This is a genomic window from Streptomyces sp. NPDC034084, assembly GCF_055575535.1.
In genome coordinates, this window is the sequence record NZ_JBVISK010000006.1 from 274,063 (window position 1) to 291,555 (window position 17,493).

Consider the following 17,493-nt stretch of genomic DNA (forward strand, 5'->3'; position numbering starts at 1 on the left):
ACGGGGGGTGACGTGAAGGTGAATTACGGGGGCGGGCGCCCGGCGCGGAAGGGGGCGGGTCCGCTGACCGGACAAGGGAACGTACGATCGAAACGTGTCCAGTCCAGTCCCCGGCCCGGTCTCCGGTTCGGTTAACTCTTCCCGTCGCGGCCGTCGCTCCTCCACCATGGGCGGCATGCCGCTCAACGACATGCCGTGGTGGCGCTGGCGCATCAACGTGCGCTCGGCGCTGCACATGCTCTCCGACCCCGCGTTCCACGAGACGACCTGGCTGGCCGGCCAGGAGGGGTACGGCGACGTCACCGACGCCGTCTACCGCCTCGTCGAGGACACCTGGCTCGACAACTGGTCCGCCGAGAAGTACGTGGGCTCGATCTTCCGGGACTCCGGCGAGGCCGCCCTCGTCGACGCCGCCGTCCTCCGGGTGCTGCGGATCATGCACCAGGTCGGACCGGACGCCCCCGTCTCCGCGTACGTGGCGCACCCCGGCTGGCCCGAGGCCGTACGCGCCGCCCGCGAGGCCCACGTCCGGCTGGCCCACGCCGACGGCGAGGACCCCGACACGCCCCCGCGCTCCCTCGACGTGCTGCGTATCATGACCCGGTCCTGAACCGTTCCGCCAGACGGACGCGGACCTCCCGGCGGGGCCGGGTGTGGGAGGCTGGCGGGATGACCGACCAGTACGTCCTCACCCTCTCGTGCCCCGACAAGCAGGGCATCGTGCACGCCGTGTCGAGCTACCTCTTCATCACCGGCTGCAACATCGAGGACAGCCAGCAGTTCGGAGACCGTGACACGGGTCTCTTCTTCATGCGGGTCCACTTCTCGGCCGAGGCCCCGGTGACGGTCGACAAGCTCCGGGCGAGCTTCGCCGCCGTCGGCGACTCCTACGCCATGGACTGGCAGATCAACCGCGCCGACCAGCCCATGCGGGTCGTGCTCATGGTCTCGAAGTTCGGCCACTGCCTGAACGACCTGCTGTTCCGCTCGCGGATCGGGGCGCTGCCGGTGGAGATCGTCGCGGTCGTCTCCAACCACACGGAGTTCGAGGAGCTGGTGGGCTCGTACGGGATCCCGTTCCGGCACATCCCCGTCACCAAGGAGAACAAGCCGGAGGCGGAGGCGGAGCTGCTGGAGCTCGTCCGCTCCGAGAACGTCGAGCTGGTCGTCCTGGCCCGCTACATGCAGGTCCTCTCCGACGACCTCTGCAAGCAGCTCTCCGGCCGGATCATCAACATCCACCACTCCTTCCTCCCCAGCTTCAAGGGTGCCAAGCCCTACCACCAGGCGCACGCGCGCGGTGTGAAGCTCATCGGCGCGACCGCGCACTACGTGACGGCCGACCTCGACGAGGGCCCGATCATCGAGCAGGAGGTCGAGCGCGTCGGACACGAGGTGACGCCGGACCAGCTGGTGGCGGTCGGGCGTGACGTGGAGTGCCAGGCGCTGGCGCGGGCGGTCAAGTGGCACGCCGAACGCCGCATCCTCCTGAACGGCCGCCGCACGGTCGTCTTCGCGTAGCCGTCGCGGTCGGCCGTTCCGGCGGGGCGGCGCCCCACCACCCACCCCGTTGGGGGCAGTCGTTCCGCGGGGACGTTGCCCACCCGCACCCCCGTTGTGAGCAGTCGTTCCGCAGGGCGAAACGGGTGGGCACAACGGGACGGCGCCCCTTGCCGGGCCTAGGCTTCCGTGCCCTGACCCGCACCGCCAGTACGGCGCACACGCCCGCACGGCCGCGGCGCGCGCGGCGCGGCTACAGGCGGCTCAGCGACGCCGCCGCTGAGAGGACGTCCCGGATGGCCTCGCGGTCGCCGTCCTGGCCCGCCGCCGCCTCCTCCGGGGTGACGTGCCCCGCCACCAGCTGGCAGAACTCCACGCCGTCCATCGCCACCTGCGCGACCGCCCGTTCCGGGGAGCCGACCGCCGCCGGGGAGTCCAGCGCGATGTACCAGTGGCCGCCGCCCGCGCCCTCCACCTCCAGGTGGAGCGAGCGGCCCGGCGCGCCCGCCGTGACGAGCTCCTTGGCGGGGCCGGCCAGGCCCGTGCGGCGGCGGTTCGCGAGGGCCGCCGGGAGCAGTCGGGCCGCGAGGTCGATCATCCCGTGCAGGTGCGGGCCGCTGGGCGGCGCGTACGGGTAGGCAACCGCCGTCGCGATGTCGTCCGCGTGCAGCCAGCACTCGAAGGCCCGCTCCAGGAGGGAGTCCCGCAGGGGCAGGGCGAAGTCCTTGTAGGTGACGGTCAGGTCCGCCACCCCTCGGCCCGCGAAGGCGGCCGTCCGGATCAGCGTGTGCGACTGGTCCCGCCACGGGCCCCGGACGGACCGGTTCGGCGGCCGGTCGAGGGCCGACCAGAACGCCTGCGTCCGCTCCGTCGGGGACAGCTCCGGGACCCCGGCGCCCAGCGGGTCGTCCAGGCCCATGGCCGCCGACACGAGGCCGTCCACCGCCAGGAGGTGGCCGATGACCGCCGCGACGGTGGCCTTGCGGCGCACGATCCGGTCCTCCTCGTACCACTTGAGCCGTACCGGCGCGTGCCACTCGGACTCGCCGATGTCCCGGAGGAGCGCGTCGAGCCGGGCGGTCTCCGCGTCGTACGGCGTGACCCAGTCGGGGACGGGGATACGGGCGGGGCGCCGGCCCAGGCAGTTCTCCAGGACGCGGGAGCGGAGCAGCGGGTCGAGGTCCAGCTCGCGGTCCTCGTGGAGGAGCGCGACGGCGTCGCGGAGCCGGAGGGCCTCGTCGGCGCACGGGGCGCAGGAGGTGAGGTGGATCTCGACGGCCCGGGTCTCGCCGGCGGAGCACGCCGAAAGTGCCCAGGCCCCGAGGAGGGACTTGAGCACGTTGTGGGTGAGGTCCGGGACCTCCGGCTCCTCCATCTCCGGGTCGTCCGCTTCCTGGCCCTCCGCCTCCGCCTCCGGCCGTGCCGTCAGGTCCGCGTGGTCGTCCGCGGCCATGCGGGGCCCGGGTATCCAGGGGGCGCGTGCGACGTCGTCCGCTTCGCCGCTCGCCCCGGTCACGGCGTCCGTCCGTAACCGGGCGGCGAGGACCCTTCGAGGGGCCGGGTGTTCGCGGAGGAGATCAGCTGGAGGCCGAGCCGGAGGCGTCGGCGGGCCTCGTCCTCGGTGACGCCGAGGTCGGCGGCGGTCTGCCGGTAGTCGCGCCGCTGGAAGTACGCCAGTTCGAGCGCCTTCCGGAGCGGCGCCGGCAGGGAGGTCACGATGTAGTCGGCGCGGGCGGCGACCGAGGCCCGGTGGACCTTCTGCTCCAGCTCCTCGGCCGAGCCGATCCCCGTCTCCGCGTACGCCAGCGCCTCGGCCTGGCGCAGCCGGTGCACGGCCTGCCGCTGGGTGAGCCGGGCGACCCACGAGCGCATGCTGCCCTGCTTCGGGTCGTACGAGTCGGGGTTCTCCCAGATGTAGCCGAAGACCTCGCGGGTGACCTGGTCGGCCGCCGCGTCGTCGTCGAGGACGCGGTGGGCCAGGCTGTGCACCAGCGCGGCGAACCGGTCGTAGAACTCGCCCAGGGCAGCGGCCTCCCCGCGCGCCAGCCGCTGCTGCATCCTGCGGTCCCAGCGCGGTGGTGTGTCCATCGCCATACGGCCCTCCGCCCCTTCCCGGATCCCGGATCCCCGGTTCCCGGCGCCCGGTTCCTCTCCAAAGTAATGCGCCGCTCCGACAACGCACGCCTGTTTGCCGCAAGTGCGCCCTTGACGCGGATGCGGATGGTAAGGAAAGCGTCATCTCCGGGCTCGGGGGTTTCGGCGTTTCCCGGCGGGGCAGGCGGCGTCCGTGACGACGATCGAGGTCGACGAGGACGTGCACGGATCCTGGACGGTCTTCCATGTCCGGGGCGAACTGGACCTGGTCACCTCCCCGGGGATACGCCGCCGTGTCCACGACGCCGTCGCGGGCGGCCGTCACGACGTGATGATCGACCTGACCGGCGTGCGGTTCTGCGACTCCAGCGGTGTCGGCGTGCTGATCGCGTCCCGCCGGCTGCTCCGCTCCTGCGGTGGCCGGCTCCGCCTCGTCCTCCCGGAGGAACGGCCGGACCGGGAGGGTCACGTCGGCCGGGTGCTGTCCGCGCTCGGCGTGCGCCGTCTCTTCGACGTGTACGAGGACATGCCGGACGCGCTCACCGGGGCGGCCTCGCCGGGTGTGCCGGCGCAGGGCCGAAGCGCTCCCTGAGCTTGTACTTCAGGACCTTGCGCAGGGTCTCGTTGCGGGGCAGCGCGTCCACGACCTCCAGCTGTTCGGGCAGCTTGTGGACGGAGAGTCCGGCCTCCCGCAGGAAGGCGGTGACCTGCGCGAGGCCGAGCGGGGCGGCGCCCGGGGGCTGTTCGACGACGGCGCAGACGCGTTCGCCGCGCTCGGCGTCCGGGAGTCCTATGACGGCGGCGTCGCCCACGTCCGGATGGCGGTGCAGGAGGTCCTCGATCTCCTTGGCGGAGATGTTCTCCCCCTTGCGGATGATGATGTCCTTGACACGGCCCGTCAGGACGAGGTGGCCGCTCGGCGTGAGGTGCCCGAGGTCGCCGGTGATGAGGAAGCCGTCCTCGTCGAAGGCGGCGGCCGACTGCGCCGGGTCGAGGTAACCCCGGCAGACGGCCTCGCCGCGGAGCCGGACCTCGCCGTCGGCGGTGATCCGGATCTCCATGCCGGCGGGCGGCCGGCCCTCGGTGGAGGCGAGGTTCTCGTCGGTGTCGTCGGGGGCGCCCATCGTGATCATGGGGACCTCGGTCATGCCGTACCCGTGCGTGAGCCGGCAGCCCAGCTCCTCGCGTACCGCATGGTAGATCTCGGGCGGCTTGGGCGCCCCGCCGCCCGCGAGCAGCCGGAGGGTGGGGATGACGGGCTTCCCGGGTTGCTTGCGCTGCTCGGCGAGGAACATCGAGTAGAAGGCGGTGGAGCCGCCGGCGACCGTCACGCCGTGCCGGTTGTACTCGTCGAGCGCCTCGGGCAGCGAGAACTGTTCGAACATCACGGCGGGGAACCCGTACAGCAGGAGCATCACCGTGTAGTCGGGCCCGGCGATGTGCGCGTACGGGAAGGCCATCGAGCCGACGTCCTCGGCCGTCAGACGGAGGGCGTGGGCGAGGCAGGAGCCGCCGGCGAGGAGCGAGCGGTCGGTGTGCAGGACGCCCTTGGGGTCGGAGGTGGTGCCGGAGGTCCAGTAGATCCAGCGGACGTCCGTCCCGGAGGCGGGTGGCGGGGGCAGCACGGCCGGGTGACCGTCCGGGAGGTCCTCGTAGGCCTCGAAGACGCCGCGCGCGCCGAGCCTCCGCGCCATCTCCGCATGGTCGAATCCACGCCAGATGCCGGGGACCGCGAAGTACTCGGCCCGCGACTCGCGCAGCGCGAAGCCGACCTCCTTGTCCCGGTAGAAGGGGATCACGGGGGACTGCACGGCGCCGAGGCGGGCGAGCGCGAAGGAGAGCACGGCGGTCTCGATGCGGGTGGGCAGCTGCCAGGCGACGACGGTGCCGGGGCGCACCCCCATTCCGTGGAGACCGGCGGCGCAGCGCTCGGCGCGCTCGCGGAGGCCGCCGAAGGTGAGGACGCGGTCGCCCTGGAGGAGGACGGGCCGGTCGGGGGTGAGGGCGGCGCGGCGTTCGACGAGCTCCCAGAGCGTGCGGGACCCGCCCAGGGCGTACGCGGTCTGGTCCATGACCGTACTCCTCTTGGCTGACGTTCCGTCAGATAGTGCGGTGAGCGTAGAGGTCCGGCGCTTGTCGGTCCAGGGGCGCGAGGCTAGCCTGATGCCGAGTCCGTATCTGACGGGTCATCAGAAAAATGGAGGGGTCATGACGGAACTGCCCCGCATCATCAGCGTCGACGACCACGTGATCGAGCCCGCGCACCTCTTCGAGACCTGGCTCCCGGCCAGGTACCGAGACCGGGGCCCCCGACCCCTCACCGCCGGCATCGGCGAGCTCGCCTACGTCGCGGGCAAGTACCGGATCACGATGGACCCCGAAGGGCCGCCGACCGACTGGTGGATCTACGAGGACCTCACGTTCCCGTACAAGCGGAACATCGCCGCCGTCGGCTTCGACCGCGACGACATGACCCTGGAGGGGATCACCCGGGAGGAGATGCGCCCCGGCTGCTGGGACCCGAAGGCCCGCCTCGCCGACATGGACCTCAACCACGTCGAGGCCTCCCTCTGCTTCCCCACCTTCCCCCGCTTCTGCGGCCAGACCTTCGCCGAGGCCCACGACAAGGAGGTCGCCCTCGCCTGCGTCCGCGCCTACAACGACTGGATGGTCGAGGAGTGGTGCGGCGACAGCGGCGGCCGGCTGATCCCCCTCTGCATCATCCCGCTCTGGGACATCGACCTCGCCGTCGCCGAGATCCGGCGCAACGCCGCCCGGGGCGTCAAGGCCGTCACCTTCTCCGAGATCCCCACCCACCTCGGCCTGCCGTCGATCCACTCCGGCTACTGGGACCCGTTCTTCGCCGTCTGCCAGGAGACCGGGACGGTGGTGAACATGCATATTGGATCCAGTAGCCAGATGCCTGCCGCCTCGCCCGACGCGCCGCCAGCCGTCCAGGCCTCCCTCAGCTTCAACAACGCGATGGCCTCGATGATGGACTTCCTCTTCTCCGGCGTCCTGGTCAAGTTCCCCCGGCTCAAGCTCGCCTACAGCGAGGGCCAGATGGGCTGGATCCCGTACGCCCTCGAACGCGCCGACGACGTCTGGGAGGAACACCGCGCCTGGGGCGGCGTCCGCGACCTCGTCCCCGAGCCGCCGTCCACGTACTACTACCGGCAGATCTTCTGCTGCTTCTTCCGCGACAAGCACGGCATCGCGTCCCTGGACGCCGTCGGCCGCGACAACGCCACCTTCGAGACCGACTACCCGCACGTCGACTCGACCTTCCCGCACACCAAGGAGGTCGCCCTCGACCACGTCCAGGGCCTCGACGACGAGACGGTCTACAAACTCATGCGCGGCAACGCCATCCGCATGCTGGACTTGGGCATCGTCTGATGGACCTCTCCTGCACCGACGAGGAGGAGGCCTACCGCGCCCGGCTGCGCGAGTGGCTCGCCGCCACCCTGCCCGGCCTCCCCGAGCGGCCCGACCCGCTCGACTGGCCCGCCCGCCGCGCCTACGACTGCGGCTGGCAGCGCCGCCTGTACGACGCGGGGTACGCCGACACCCCCTGGGACGCCTCCCCGACCCAGCGCCTCATCTTCCTGGAGGAGACGGAACTGGCCGGGGCGCCCTACGTCGGAGCCAACTTCGTCGGCCTCCTCCACGCGGGCCCCACCATCGCCGCCGAGGGCACGCCCGTACAACGCGCGCGGTGGCTGCCGCCGATCCTGCGCGGCGACGAGGTCTGGTGCCAGGGCTTCAGCGAACCGGACGCCGGCTCGGACCTCGCCGCGCTCCGTACCCGGGCGGTACGGGACGGGGACGCGTACGTCGTCACCGGCCAGAAGATCTGGACCTCGCACGCCGAGGTCGCCGACTGGTGCGAGCTGCTGGTGCGGACCGACCCGGACGCGCCGTCCAGGCACCGGGGCATCACCTGGCTCGCCCTGCCCATGGACGCGCCCGGCATCACCGTACGGCCGCTGCGCACCCTCGCCGGGTCGACCGAGTTCGCCGAGGTCTTCCTCGACGAGGTGCGGGTGCCGGTGGCCAACCGGGTGGGGGAGGAGAACGACGGCTGGCGGGTCACCATGGTCACCCTCTCCTTCGAACGCGGCACCGCCTTCGTCGGCGAGGTCGTCGCCTGCCGCCGCGTCCTCGGCGAACTCGCCCGCACGGCCAGGAAGAACGGCACCTGGGACGACCCCGTCCTGCGGCGCCGACTCGGCAGGCTCTCCGCCGAGTTCCAGGCGCTCTGGCGGCTCGTCCAGGCCAACGTCAGCGAGGCCCGGGCGACCGGCGGGGTCCCCGGGACCGGCGGATCCGTCTTCAAGCTCCACTACTCGCACGCCCGCCAGGAGCTGTACGACGCGGCCGCCGCCGTCCTCGGGCCCGACGCGCTCGACCTCGGGCGCGAGTGGAACCTCGACCGGCTGTCCTCCCTCTCGTACACGATCGCGGCCGGCACCTCCCAGATCCAGCGCAACATCGTCGCCGAGCGCGTCCTCGGCCTGCCGAAGGGCCGGTGACCCTCTGATGGACTTCCGACTCACCGAGGACCAGCGGGTGCTGCGGCGGGGTGTACGGGAGCTGCTCGGGCGCCTCTTCGACCGGGAGGCGCTGCGGGCGGCCGTCTCCGCGCCCGCCCTGGACAGGGGCCTGTGGCGGGAGCTCGGCGCGGCCGGCTTCTTCACGTTGCGGCTGCCGGAGGCGGAGGGGGGCGTCGGGCTCGGGCTGCCCGAGGCCGTCCTCGTCTTCGAGGAGGCGGGGAGGGCGCTGCTGCCGGGGCCGCTGGTCGCGACGCATCTGGCCGCGGGGACCGTGCCGGGCGCGGCGGAGGGGGGCGTCGTGGTGACCGGAGCCTCGGAGGGCCTGGTCCCTTGGCTGGACGAGGCCGATGTGGTGTTGGGCGAGGTGGAGGACGCCGTCCCGATACGGTCGGTCGATCCGCTGACGCCCCTCCATCGGGTACCGCGGTCCGCGCCCGCGACGGATACGGAGGCGGCCCTCCTCACCGCCGCCGAGCAGGTCGGAAGCGCCGCGGCCACCACCGACATGGCCGTCTCCCACGCCCGGACGCGGACGCAGTTCGGACAGGTGATCGGGGGGTTCCAGGCGGTGAAGCACCTCTGTGCCGGGATGCTCGTGCGGGCGGAGCTCGCGCGGGCCGCCGTGTGGGCCGCCGCCGTCACCGGTGATCCCGTCGAGATCGCCGGGGCCAAGCTCCTCGCCGACGAGGCCGCCGTCGGCAACGCGCGGGACTGCCTCCAGGTGCACGGCGGAATGGGCTTCACCTGGGAGGCGGACGTCCACCTGCACCTGAAACGGGCCTGGGTGCGGGCCGAGCTGCGGCTGCCCGCCGCGCGGGCCGAGGAGATCGTGGCCGCCGGACTGTAGCGCCCGTGGCGGTCGCGCCAGGTGCCAGTCGCGGTGCCAGTCGCGCCGTGCCGCTGTCGCGCCCCGCGTCCGACACGTCACGCAATGTTGATACCGGCTCGTGTCCTTCGGCGGGGCCGTCACGGCCCGGAGTCGGCCTCCGGCTCCGGTACGCTCCGTGGGATGCGAGTGCTCATCGGCCCGGATCGTCCCGGTGTCGCCCCTCCGGCGGCTCCGCGGCCGGGAATGCCCGCCGCTCGCCCCCGGCGTTCGACTCCCCGCAGCGTGCGTCGCACAGTATGGACCATGCGTACTCCTTCGCGCTGGAATATGCCCGAAGCGCTTGTTGCGGTGACTGTACGTCAACCATGCTGTTCCACAAGGGAATCACGTTCCGTAAAGGTGTGTCCGCCGGTTCGGATGGTGTGAGCGGTGCAGGTGCTTCAGGTGCAGTTGGAGGTCGGGCCGGACCCGGCCGAGGTGGGACGAGCCCGGAGGTGGGCCAGGTCGCGGCTCGCCGGTTCGGGCATACGGGATGACGAGCCGCTCGCCGAGACGCTGGTGCTGCTCATCTCCGAGCTCGTGACCAACGCCGTGGTGCACACGGGCTGCCCGGCGGTGCTGCGGATGCTGTTCGCCGCGGAGGGGGCGGTGCGGGTCGAGGTGGCCGACGCGAGCGACCGCCCGCCGCGGCCCCGGCATGCGGAGGGCGACGACACCAACGGGCGCGGCCTGGAGCTGGTGGACGGCCTCGCGGACCGGTGGGGCTGGCAGCCGGAGGGCGCCGGCAAGAGCATCTGGTGCGAGGTGGACCGGGTGGTGGCCGTCTCTCCGATGACGCCGTTGTCGTCCAGTCGGGTGCCCTGTTGACGATTCGTTCCGTTTTGCCCACCCTAGGGTGAGCGATTCGTGGCGAGGGGAGCCGAGGGCGGTGCCCTCGGCGTGTGCGGATCGCGGTCGGGCGGCGGCGGGTCGTGCCGTGCTCGGGGCGCGTGCGAGCGCGCCGCCGCCCACAAAGTCCCTCGGGGGGATCTACAGGATCGCGACCGGAGCCACCGGTGTGCCCGTGCCGCCGACGAAGGGCTCGGGCATCGCGGAGAGCAGGAAGGCGTAGCGCCCTTCTTGTCCACAGGCTGTGGACAGATTCTCCAGATTCCAGTTCTGCCCCTGGAGCATCCCCATCTCGACCAGGTCCAGGGCGTGCACGGGCAGCCACAGGTCCTCTCTCTCGGGCGGGAAGATCTCGAAGGTGAGGGTGTCGTTGGCGACGGCCGCGACATCGTGGGCGTGGAACCACTCCGGCGTGCGGACCGAGAGGCCCGGTGAGGGGAAGGCGTACCCGTGCCGGTCCCCGGCCAGGTACAGCTGGATCTGCCCGGTCCGTACGAGGACGACGTCCCCGGCCCGTACGGTCACCCGGCCGAACTCGGCGGCCTCGTCGAGGTCTTCGGGGGTGACGGCGTGGTCGCCCGGAAGGCGGTCGACCCCCTTCGCGGCGGCGACGTCCAGGAGGACCCCCCGGCTGACGAGGTGGCGTGCCGTGTGGATGCCGCTGAACTCGGAGCGCCCGTGCGGGGTGATCGAGGTGGCGGGCCGGCCGTTGTAGATGCGTCCCGAGTGGGAGACGTGCGTCAGGGCGTCCCAGTGGGTGCCGGCCTGGAGGCCGAACGTCACGGCGTCGTCGCTGGTGGCGACCGTGCCGGGGCCGAAGATCTCCTGGTTGACCTGGACCATGACGTGGAGCGGGTTCACCCGGCCGGGGATCATGCCGGTCTGCACGCCGTCCTGTTTGAGGTCGACGGCGAGCGGGACGCGGTGGCCGGTGCGGACGGTGGCGGCGGCCTCCCGTACGACCTCGTCGGTGACGAGGTTGAGCGTGCCGATCTCGTCGTCCTCGCCCCAACGACCCCAGTTGTTGACGCGCTTGGCGATCTCGTGGAACGCGGCGGGAAGAGACATCGGGGCCTCCGGGGTCTTGTTTTCCGGTATCTGACGGACCGTAGAATCCTGACGACGAACGAATCTAACGGACCGTCAGAAAGCGCGGGAAGGGGCCGGGCGTGGGGAACTTCTTGGCTGGGAAGGTCGTCGCCGTGACGGGAGCGGGGCGCGGCATCGGCCGCGCCGTCGCCCTCGCCTGCGCGGCGGAGGGCGCGAAGGTCGTCGTCAACGACTACGGCGTGTCCATCGAGGGCGGCGAGCCGACCTCGGAGGTCGCCGCCTCCGTCGTGAAGGAGATCGAGGCGGCGGGCGGGACGGCCGTCGCCGTCGCCGACGACATCTCCACGATGGAGGGCGGAGCGAGGGTCGTCGAGACCGCCTTGACCGCGTACGGGCGGATCGACGGGGTCGTGTGCGTCGCCGGCATCCTGCGCGAGCGGATGCTGTTCAACATGTCCGAGGAGGAGTGGGACCCGGTCGTCGCCACCCACCTGAAAGGCACCTTCACCGTCTTCCGGGCCGCGTCGGCGGTCATGCGCAAGCAGGGGTCCGGGACGCTCATCGGCTTCACGAGCGGCAACCACCAGGGCTCCGTGGCCCAGGCCAACTACGCGGCGGCCAAGGGCGGGATCATCTCGCTCGTACGGAGCGCGGCCCTCGGCCTCCACAAGTACGGCGTCACCGCGAACGCGGTCGCGCCGGTGGCACGCACCCGGATGTCCGCGAACGTCCCCATGGAGCTCAAGGAGATCGGCGAACCGGAGGACGTGGCGGCGCTCGTCGTCTACCTGCTGAGCGACCGGGCGCGCGAGGAGAGGATCACCGGCCAGGTGTACACGATCGCCGGCCCCAAGATCGCGGTCTGGGCGCAGCCGAGGGAACTGCGCGCCGGGTACGCGGAGGCGGGTTCCTGGACTCCCGAACGCATCGCGGACTTCCTGCCGGGGACGGTCGGTGTGGACCCCATGCCGATGCTGGCCCGCCTGGAGGAGATGGCCCGGGCCGCCACCGCGGGCGAGCGCCCCAACGCCGGTGAGGGGAACGGATCATGAGAGGGGTCGTCTTCGACGGGAAGCGGGTCCAGGTCGTCGACGACCTGGAGGTACGCGACCCCGGCCCCGGCGAGGTGCTCGTGGCGATCGCCGCCGCCGGGCTCTGCCACAGCGACCTGTCCGTCATCGACGGGACCATCCCGTTCCCCGCGCCCGTCGTCCTCGGCCACGAGGGCGCCGGTGTCGTCGCGTCCGTGGGCCCCGGGGTCACCCACGTCGCCCCCGGCGACCACGTCGCCCTGTCCACGCTCGCGAACTGCGGCGCCTGCGCCGACTGCGACCGGGGCCGCCCGACCATGTGCCGGAAGGCGATCGGGATGCCGGGGCGGCCCTTCTCGCGGGACGGCCGGCCGCTCTTCCAGTTCGCGTCGAACTCGTCCTTCGCGGAACGTACCGTCGTCAAGGCCGTCCAGGCCGTGAAGATCCCGCCGGACATCCCGCTGACCTCCGCCGCCCTCATGGGCTGCGGCGTCCTCACCGGCGTCGGAGCCGTACTGAACCGGGCGAAGGTCGGCCGCGGTGACACCGTCGTCGTCATCGGCACCGGCGGCATCGGCCTCAACGTCCTCCAGGGCGCCCGGATCGCGGGCGCCCTGACGATCGTCGCCGTGGACACCAACCCGGAGAAGGAGGCGGTGGCCCGGCGGTTCGGGGCGACGCACTTCCTCGCCTCCGCCGACGGCGTACGGGACATCCTGCCCACCGGCGCCGACCACGTCTTCGAGTGCGTCGGCCACACCGGCCTCGTCCGGACCGCGATCGACCTCCTCGACCGGCACGGCCAGGCGGTCCTGCTCGGGATGACCGCGCCGAAGGCGGAGGCGAGCTTCCCCCCGGCCGCGATGTTCCTGGACAAGTCGATCCTGGGCTGTCGGTACGGCTCCTCCCGCCCCCAGAAGGACATCGCCCTCTACGCGGAGCTGTACCGCTCCGGAACCCTGCTCCTCGACGAACTCGTCACCCGGACCTACCCCGTTGAGGACTTCGCGCGGGCCGCGGAGGACGCGGAACGGAGGAGGGTGGCGCGCGGGGTGCTCACGTTCTGAGGGGGAAGCGCGCGCCAAGGGCTCGCGGGATGAGATCGGCGGAAACGCACTGGGCATCGGGTGCGTACGGCCGTTACGGTCCCCCACATGTCCTACCGCGAGCTCGCCACCCGCCCCGTCCTCGCCTGGTCCGCCGTCACCGTCGCCGGCCGGCTGCCCGTCGCCATGGCACCGCTCGCGCTGGTGTTCCTCGTACGGGAACGGCCCGGGGGCTACACGCTCGGCGCGGTCCTCGCCGCCGCGTACGTGCTCGGGGAGATCCTCGCCGCGCCCGTCCTCGGCATGCGGATGAGAGCCGAGCGGGCCCGGCCGCAGCTCGCCGCAGGCCTCGCGGTCGGCGCCGCCGGGTTCGCCGGACTCGGGCTCGCGCCCGGCGCCCACCCCGTCGTCCTCGCCGTCCTCGCGCTGCTCGCGGGCGCCGGCCCCGCCGCCGTGCCCGGCGGACTGCGGGCCCTGCTCACCAGCCTGGTCCCCGAGCGGGCCGTCACCCAGGCGATGAGCGCGGAATCGATGCTGACCTTCGCCCTCTGGGCCGCCGCACCGGCACTCACCACCGGCCTGGCACTCGGCGCCGCCCCCGCCGTACCGCTGCTCCTGCAGGGCGTCCTGATGGGGCTCGCGGTGGCCGGACTGTGGACGCTGCCGCCCGGATGGGCCGCCGTGGAGCAGGAGGAGGGCGCCGCGCTCCGGCGGGCACTGTTGCGGGCCTGGCCCGTGTACCTCCTCGGGGCCGCCGGTCTCACTCTGCTCGCGCTCGCCGAGCTGATCCTGCCCGCCCTCCTCGAACAGCGCGGGATCGGCATCGGCTGGGCGGGCCCCCTGCTCGCCGGGTTCTCCATCGGCTCGGCCGTCGGTGCCTTCGTGTACGGCCTCCGGGGGCGCTGGCCCGGCCCGCTGGCCGTCCAGTCCCTCGTCCTGGTCCTCGCGGTGGCCCTGGGCGTCGCGCTGGTCGCCGTACTGCCGTGGACCGCCGCCATCGCGGTGGCCCTGGTCGCCGCCGGTCTCCTCCAGGCCCCCGCGAGCCTCACCCGGAACCTGGCCCTCCGGCAGGTCCTCCCGCCGTCCGCGCTCGCCGCCGGGTACTCGGTCATGTACGCGGCGGTGGGCGCCGGTTACGCGGTCAGCGGTACGTTCACGGGCGGGCTGCTCAAGGTGGTGGCACCGTCGACGGCGATCCTCTGGGGGGTGGGCCTGACGGTGCTGCTGACGGTGGTGGGAGCGGCGGGCGAGCGGCGCCTGACGCGGCGCACGGCGCGCGCGTCCGACGCCGGCGCGGACGTTCAGGCCGAGGCCGCGCCCGTGCGGAAGGTGCGGCGGTAGGACGTCGGGGTCACTCCGATCGCGCTCATCAGGTGCACGCGCAGCGACTGGGCCGTGCCGAAGCCGGCGTCCTGGGCGACCCGGTCGATCGGCAGGCCGGTGGACTCCAGGAGGTGCCGGGCGCGCTCGACGCGCTGCTGGGTGAGCCACTGGCCGGGGCTGATGCCGACCTCGTCGCGGAAACGGCGCGTGAACGTCCGCACGCTCATCGCCTCCTTCTCCGCCAGGTCCCGCAGCTGGATCGGCTCGTGGAGGTGCGCGAGCGCCCAGGCCCGCGCGGTGGTCGTGGTGTGGGTGCCGGTCTCCGGCAGGGGCCGCTCGATGTACTGCGCCTGGCCGCCGTCCCGGTGGGGCGGTACGACGGTCCTGCGGGCGACGTCGTTGGCGACGGCCGTGCCGTGGTCGCGGCGCACGATGTGCAGGCACAGGTCGATGCCGGCGGCCACTCCGGCCGAGGTGAGGACGTCGCCGTCGTCGATGAAGAGGACGTCCGCGTCGACCCGCACGCGCGGGAAGAGGCGCTGGAAGTGCTCGGCGGACGCCCAGTGGGTGGTGGCCGGGCGCCCGTCGAGGAGACCGGCGGCGGCCAGCACGTACCCGCCGGTGCAGATGGAGACCAGCCGGGTGCCGGGCCGGATGTGCGCGAGCGCCGCGGCCAGGTCCTCGGGGAGCCTGCCCTCGTCGTGGACCGGCCCGAGCTCGTACGAGGCGGGCACGACGACGGTGTCGGCGGTGGCGAGGGCCTCCGGGCCGTGCTCCACGTGGATGGAGAAGTCGGCGTCCGTCTGCACCGGACCGACAGCCGTCGCACAGGTCACGATCTCGTACAGCGGGCGTCCCCGGGGGTCCTTCGCGCGGCCGAAGATGCGGTGCGGGATGCCCAGCTCGAAGGGGAGGAGGCCGGGCAGGGCGAGAACGGCGACGCGGTGCGGCGACGGCACGGGCAGCGCCCCCTTCGTCATTCGGTGGTGGGCCAGACCATACGGCTGGTGCGCGTACGTGTCCGTGACGGACAACACGTACAAGTCCGAGGCCGACGAGCGGATTCCCGTCCCGGTCGCGCCGCCCGCCTTCTGGCTGGTGATGTGGTCGACGGCGGTCCAGACGCACGTACCGCAGGAAGCCCTGCACCGGATGCCGTCGTGCAGCTGAGAACCGTGTCCCGATCCTTTGGAAACCTGTCATCCGGGCCAATGGCCGGGGGCGGCCCGGAACGGGAAGCTCGGTGGCATGGCCCAGACAACCGAGACTCACGTCCGTACGCCCGAGAAGACCCCCCGTCACCGCGTCCACCGTGCGTGGTTCGTCGCGGCGGTCACCTTCGTCACGATCATCGGCGCCGCGGCCTTCGCCTCCCTGCCGGGCCTGCTGATCGAGCCGCTGCACGAGGAATTCCACTGGTCGCGGGGGACGATCGGCTTCGGCGTCTCGGTGAACCTCGCGCTCTACGGCCTCACCGCCCCCTTCGCCGCGGCCCTCATGGACCGCTTCGGCATCCGCCGGGTCGTGGCGGTCGCGCTGAGCGTGATCGCGCTCGGCTCGCTCCTCACCGTCTGGATGACGGCGGCCTGGCAGCTCGTCCTCTACTGGGGCGTCCTCGTCGGCCTCGGCAGCGGCTCCATGGCCCTCGCCTTCGCCGCGACCGTCACCAACCGCTGGTTCGTCGCCCGCCGGGGCCTGGTGACCGGCATCCTCACGGCGGCCGGCGCCTCCGGCCAGCTCGTCTTCCTGCCCCTCCTCTCCTGGCTGGTCGCCCACCACGGCTGGCGCCCCGCCGCCGTCACCGTGGCCCTCGCCGCGCTCGCGGTCGTCCCCTTCGTGTGGCTGCTGCTCCGCGACCACCCGGCGGACGTCCGGCTCGCCCCGTACGGCGGGGAGTACGCCGACAAGCCGGCCCCCGTCACCGGCGCGGCCCGCCGCACCGTCACCGTCCTCCTCAGGGCCGCCCGCACGGGCCCGTTCTGGCTCCTCGCCGGGTCCTTCGCGATCTGCGGGGCGTCCACGAACGGCCTGGTGAAGACCCACTTCGTACCGGCCGCCCACGACCACGGCATGGCGGTCACGGCCGCCGCGGGGCTGTTGGCCGTGATCGGCGTCTTCGACGTCGTCGGCACGGTCGCCTCCGGCTGGTTCACGGACCGCTTCTCGCCGCGCCGACTGCTCGCCGTCTACTACGCGCTGCGAGGGATCTCCCTCCTCTTCCTCCCGATGCTGCTCGCGCCCTCGGTCCACCCCCCGATGCTGTTCTTCATCGTCTTCTACGGCCTGGACTGGGTCGCGACGGTCCCGCCGACGATCGCCCTGTGCCGCGAGCACTACGGCGAGGACTCGGCGATCGTCTTCGGCTGGGTCCTCGCCTCCCACCAGGTCGGCGCGGCGGCCGTCGCCTTCGCGGGCGGCGTGGCCCGCGACGTCTTCGGCACGTACGACGTCGTCTGGTACGCCTCGGGCGCGCTGTGCGCGGCGGCGGCCTTGATGGCCCTGGTCATCAGTCGGCCCCGGACGGAGACGGTGTCCCTGGCCGGAGCATGATGACCGCCGGGGGGCCTACGCGCTGAACCGACCGAACCGCCCCCGGTGGAACAGCAGCGGCTCCGCCTCCTCCTCCGCTCCCAGCGACTCCACCCGCCCCACCACGATCAGATGGTCGCCCCCCGTGTGCACCGCGGTGATCGCGCAGTCGATCCAGGCGGGCGCGCCGGCGAGGCGCGGCGAGCCGGTGACCGGCGCCGCCGCCCACTCCACGCCCGCGAACTTGTCCGCGCCGCTCACCGCGAACGACCGGCACAGCTCGCCCTGCCCTGCGCCGAGGACGTTGACGCAGAAGGCCCCGGCCGCCGCGATCCGGGGCCAGGTCGTCGACGTGCGGGCCACCATGAAGGCGACCAGGGGCGGATCGAGGGAGAGGGAGGCGAAGGACTGGCAGGCGAAGCCGGCCGGTCCGTCCGCGTCGCGCGCCGTCACGATCGTGACGCCGCTGGCGAAGTGCCCGAGGACGCGGCGGAACTCGCCGGGGTCGACGGGGGCGCGCTCGTCCTCCCCGACCGCGCGCAGGGCCGGCCGGGGCAGTGGTTCCACGGCCGTCGGCGAACCGGCCGCTCTCAGGTGTCGGACGACGGTGGCCGCCATCCCCGCGTGTCCCATCACACCGTCCATTG

At 72.7% G+C, this 17,493-nt stretch carries 18 protein-coding genes; 12 read left to right on the top strand and 6 right to left on the bottom strand.

The features are described 5' to 3' along the window. The first annotated feature begins 166 nt into the window (after positions 1-166). Together ACZ51I_RS22980 and purU are read left to right on the top strand one after the other, a co-directional pair. Positions 167-610 (top strand): SCO4402 family protein, encoded by a 444-nt coding sequence (locus ACZ51I_RS22980; protein ID WP_468879631.1) that lies wholly within the window; start codon positions 167-169, stop codon positions 608-610. Between the two features lie 59 nt (positions 611-669). Further along, a complete protein-coding gene (gene purU / locus ACZ51I_RS22985) occupies positions 670-1,521 on the top strand; it encodes a formyltetrahydrofolate deformylase (RefSeq protein WP_468878874.1) in 852 nt (283 codons plus the stop codon). A 232-nt stretch (positions 1,522-1,753) separates the two neighbouring features. Here purU and ACZ51I_RS22990 read toward each other — a convergent pair whose 3' ends face one another. Both ACZ51I_RS22990 and ACZ51I_RS22995 read right to left on the bottom strand, forming a co-directional pair. Next, positions 1,754-2,953, bottom strand: coding sequence for a zf-HC2 domain-containing protein (locus ACZ51I_RS22990; protein ID WP_468878876.1), 1,200 nt, complete (start codon positions 2,951-2,953; stop codon positions 1,754-1,756). Between the two features lie 59 nt (positions 2,954-3,012). Then, on the bottom strand, positions 3,013-3,594 hold the full coding sequence (locus tag ACZ51I_RS22995) for a sigma-70 family RNA polymerase sigma factor (protein ID WP_468878878.1): 582 nt from the start codon (positions 3,592-3,594) through the stop codon (positions 3,013-3,015). Positions 3,595-3,787: 193 nt separating this feature from the next. Between ACZ51I_RS22995 and ACZ51I_RS23000 the strand changes: the two genes are divergently transcribed. Further along, the gene (locus ACZ51I_RS23000; protein ID WP_468878881.1) at positions 3,788-4,186 is read left to right on the top strand and encodes an STAS domain-containing protein; all 399 of its coding nucleotides are present in this window, start codon (positions 3,788-3,790) and stop codon (positions 4,184-4,186) included. On the opposite strand, the gene ACZ51I_RS23005 is transcribed toward ACZ51I_RS23000, so the two are convergent. After that, complete coding sequence (locus ACZ51I_RS23005; RefSeq protein WP_468878884.1) at positions 4,134-5,666, bottom strand: class I adenylate-forming enzyme family protein; 1,533 nt, start codon at positions 5,664-5,666, stop codon at positions 4,134-4,136. The two genes, ACZ51I_RS23000 and ACZ51I_RS23005, sit on opposite strands and share 53 nt — an antisense overlap. A gap of 136 nt (positions 5,667-5,802) precedes the next feature. Here ACZ51I_RS23005 and ACZ51I_RS23010 point away from each other — a divergent pair, with 136 nt between their 5' ends. The 4 genes from ACZ51I_RS23010 (at position 5,803) to ACZ51I_RS23025 (ending at position 9,846) form a co-directional block, all read left to right on the top strand. Next, positions 5,803-6,993: an amidohydrolase family protein gene (locus ACZ51I_RS23010; RefSeq protein ID WP_468878887.1), complete on the top strand. Its 1,191-nt coding sequence runs from the start codon at positions 5,803-5,805 to the stop codon at positions 6,991-6,993. Next, on the top strand, positions 6,993-8,129 hold the full coding sequence (locus tag ACZ51I_RS23015) for an acyl-CoA dehydrogenase family protein (RefSeq protein WP_468878889.1): 1,137 nt from the start codon (positions 6,993-6,995) through the stop codon (positions 8,127-8,129). Before ACZ51I_RS23010 ends, ACZ51I_RS23015 begins: the two co-directional genes overlap by 1 nt. A gap of 7 nt (positions 8,130-8,136) precedes the next feature. Further along, complete coding sequence (locus ACZ51I_RS23020; RefSeq protein WP_468878891.1) at positions 8,137-8,997, top strand: acyl-CoA dehydrogenase family protein; 861 nt, start codon at positions 8,137-8,139, stop codon at positions 8,995-8,997. Positions 8,998-9,408: 411 nt separating this feature from the next. Beyond that, positions 9,409-9,846, top strand: coding sequence for an ATP-binding protein (locus ACZ51I_RS23025; RefSeq protein ID WP_468878894.1), 438 nt, complete (start codon positions 9,409-9,411; stop codon positions 9,844-9,846). A gap of 162 nt (positions 9,847-10,008) precedes the next feature. On the opposite strand, the gene ACZ51I_RS23030 is transcribed toward ACZ51I_RS23025, so the two are convergent. Further along, positions 10,009-10,935: a cyclase family protein gene (locus ACZ51I_RS23030; RefSeq protein ID WP_468878897.1), complete on the bottom strand. Its 927-nt coding sequence runs from the start codon at positions 10,933-10,935 to the stop codon at positions 10,009-10,011. A gap of 101 nt (positions 10,936-11,036) precedes the next feature. Here ACZ51I_RS23030 and ACZ51I_RS23035 point away from each other — a divergent pair, with 101 nt between their 5' ends. The 3 genes from ACZ51I_RS23035 to ACZ51I_RS23045 all read left to right on the top strand — a co-directional run bounded on the left by ACZ51I_RS23035 (position 11,037) and on the right by ACZ51I_RS23045 (position 14,335). Then, entirely contained in the window at positions 11,037-11,969 is a 933-nt protein-coding gene (locus ACZ51I_RS23035; RefSeq protein WP_468878900.1) for an SDR family oxidoreductase, read from the top strand. Next, the gene (locus ACZ51I_RS23040; RefSeq protein WP_468878903.1) at positions 11,966-13,015 is read left to right on the top strand and encodes a Zn-dependent alcohol dehydrogenase; all 1,050 of its coding nucleotides are present in this window, start codon (positions 11,966-11,968) and stop codon (positions 13,013-13,015) included. The genes ACZ51I_RS23035 and ACZ51I_RS23040 overlap by 4 nt, the downstream gene beginning before the upstream one ends. A gap of 87 nt (positions 13,016-13,102) precedes the next feature. After that, positions 13,103-14,335 (top strand): MFS transporter, encoded by a 1,233-nt coding sequence (locus tag ACZ51I_RS23045; protein ID WP_468878906.1) that lies wholly within the window; start codon positions 13,103-13,105, stop codon positions 14,333-14,335. Here ACZ51I_RS23045 and ACZ51I_RS23050 read toward each other — a convergent pair. Next, on the bottom strand, positions 14,296-15,297 hold the full coding sequence (locus ACZ51I_RS23050; protein WP_468878909.1) for a GlxA family transcriptional regulator: 1,002 nt from the start codon (positions 15,295-15,297) through the stop codon (positions 14,296-14,298). The two genes, ACZ51I_RS23045 and ACZ51I_RS23050, sit on opposite strands and share 40 nt — an antisense overlap. Positions 15,298-15,334: 37 nt before the next feature. On the opposite strand from ACZ51I_RS23050, the gene ACZ51I_RS23055 reads away from it, so the two are divergent. Then, entirely contained in the window at positions 15,335-15,487 is a 153-nt protein-coding gene (locus ACZ51I_RS23055) for a hypothetical protein (protein WP_468878911.1), read from the top strand. 78 nt (positions 15,488-15,565) lie between these two features. Further along, positions 15,566-16,867, top strand: a complete 1,302-nt coding sequence (locus ACZ51I_RS23060) for an MFS transporter (protein WP_468878913.1) — start codon at positions 15,566-15,568, stop codon at positions 16,865-16,867. 15 nt (positions 16,868-16,882) lie between these two features. On the opposite strand, the gene ACZ51I_RS23065 is transcribed toward ACZ51I_RS23060, so the two are convergent. Then, complete coding sequence (locus ACZ51I_RS23065; protein WP_468878915.1) at positions 16,883-17,479, bottom strand: flavin reductase family protein; 597 nt, start codon at positions 17,477-17,479, stop codon at positions 16,883-16,885. Positions 17,480-17,493: the final 14 nt, after the last annotated feature.

Coding starts and splice junctions, on each gene's coding strand:
- ACZ51I_RS22980 (WP_468879631.1), top strand. CDS start 167: ATGGGCGGCATGCCGCTCAACGACATGCCGTGGTGGCGCTGGCGCATC.
- purU (WP_468878874.1), top strand. CDS start 670: ATGACCGACCAGTACGTCCTCACCCTCTCGTGCCCCGACAAGCAGGGC.
- ACZ51I_RS22990 (WP_468878876.1), bottom strand. CDS start 2,953: ATGGCCGCGGACGACCACGCGGACCTGACGGCACGGCCGGAGGCGGAG.
- ACZ51I_RS22995 (WP_468878878.1), bottom strand. CDS start 3,594: ATGGCGATGGACACACCACCGCGCTGGGACCGCAGGATGCAGCAGCGG.
- ACZ51I_RS23005 (WP_468878884.1), bottom strand. CDS start 5,666: ATGGACCAGACCGCGTACGCCCTGGGCGGGTCCCGCACGCTCTGGGAG.
- ACZ51I_RS23010 (WP_468878887.1), top strand. CDS start 5,803: ATGACGGAACTGCCCCGCATCATCAGCGTCGACGACCACGTGATCGAG.
- ACZ51I_RS23015 (WP_468878889.1), top strand. CDS start 6,993: ATGGACCTCTCCTGCACCGACGAGGAGGAGGCCTACCGCGCCCGGCTG.
- ACZ51I_RS23020 (WP_468878891.1), top strand. CDS start 8,137: ATGGACTTCCGACTCACCGAGGACCAGCGGGTGCTGCGGCGGGGTGTA.
- ACZ51I_RS23030 (WP_468878897.1), bottom strand. CDS start 10,935: ATGTCTCTTCCCGCCGCGTTCCACGAGATCGCCAAGCGCGTCAACAAC.
- ACZ51I_RS23040 (WP_468878903.1), top strand. CDS start 11,966: ATGAGAGGGGTCGTCTTCGACGGGAAGCGGGTCCAGGTCGTCGACGAC.
- ACZ51I_RS23045 (WP_468878906.1), top strand. CDS start 13,103: ATGTCCTACCGCGAGCTCGCCACCCGCCCCGTCCTCGCCTGGTCCGCC.
- ACZ51I_RS23050 (WP_468878909.1), bottom strand. CDS start 15,297: ATGACGAAGGGGGCGCTGCCCGTGCCGTCGCCGCACCGCGTCGCCGTT.
- ACZ51I_RS23060 (WP_468878913.1), top strand. CDS start 15,566: ATGGCCCAGACAACCGAGACTCACGTCCGTACGCCCGAGAAGACCCCC.
- ACZ51I_RS23065 (WP_468878915.1), bottom strand. CDS start 17,479: ATGGGACACGCGGGGATGGCGGCCACCGTCGTCCGACACCTGAGAGCG.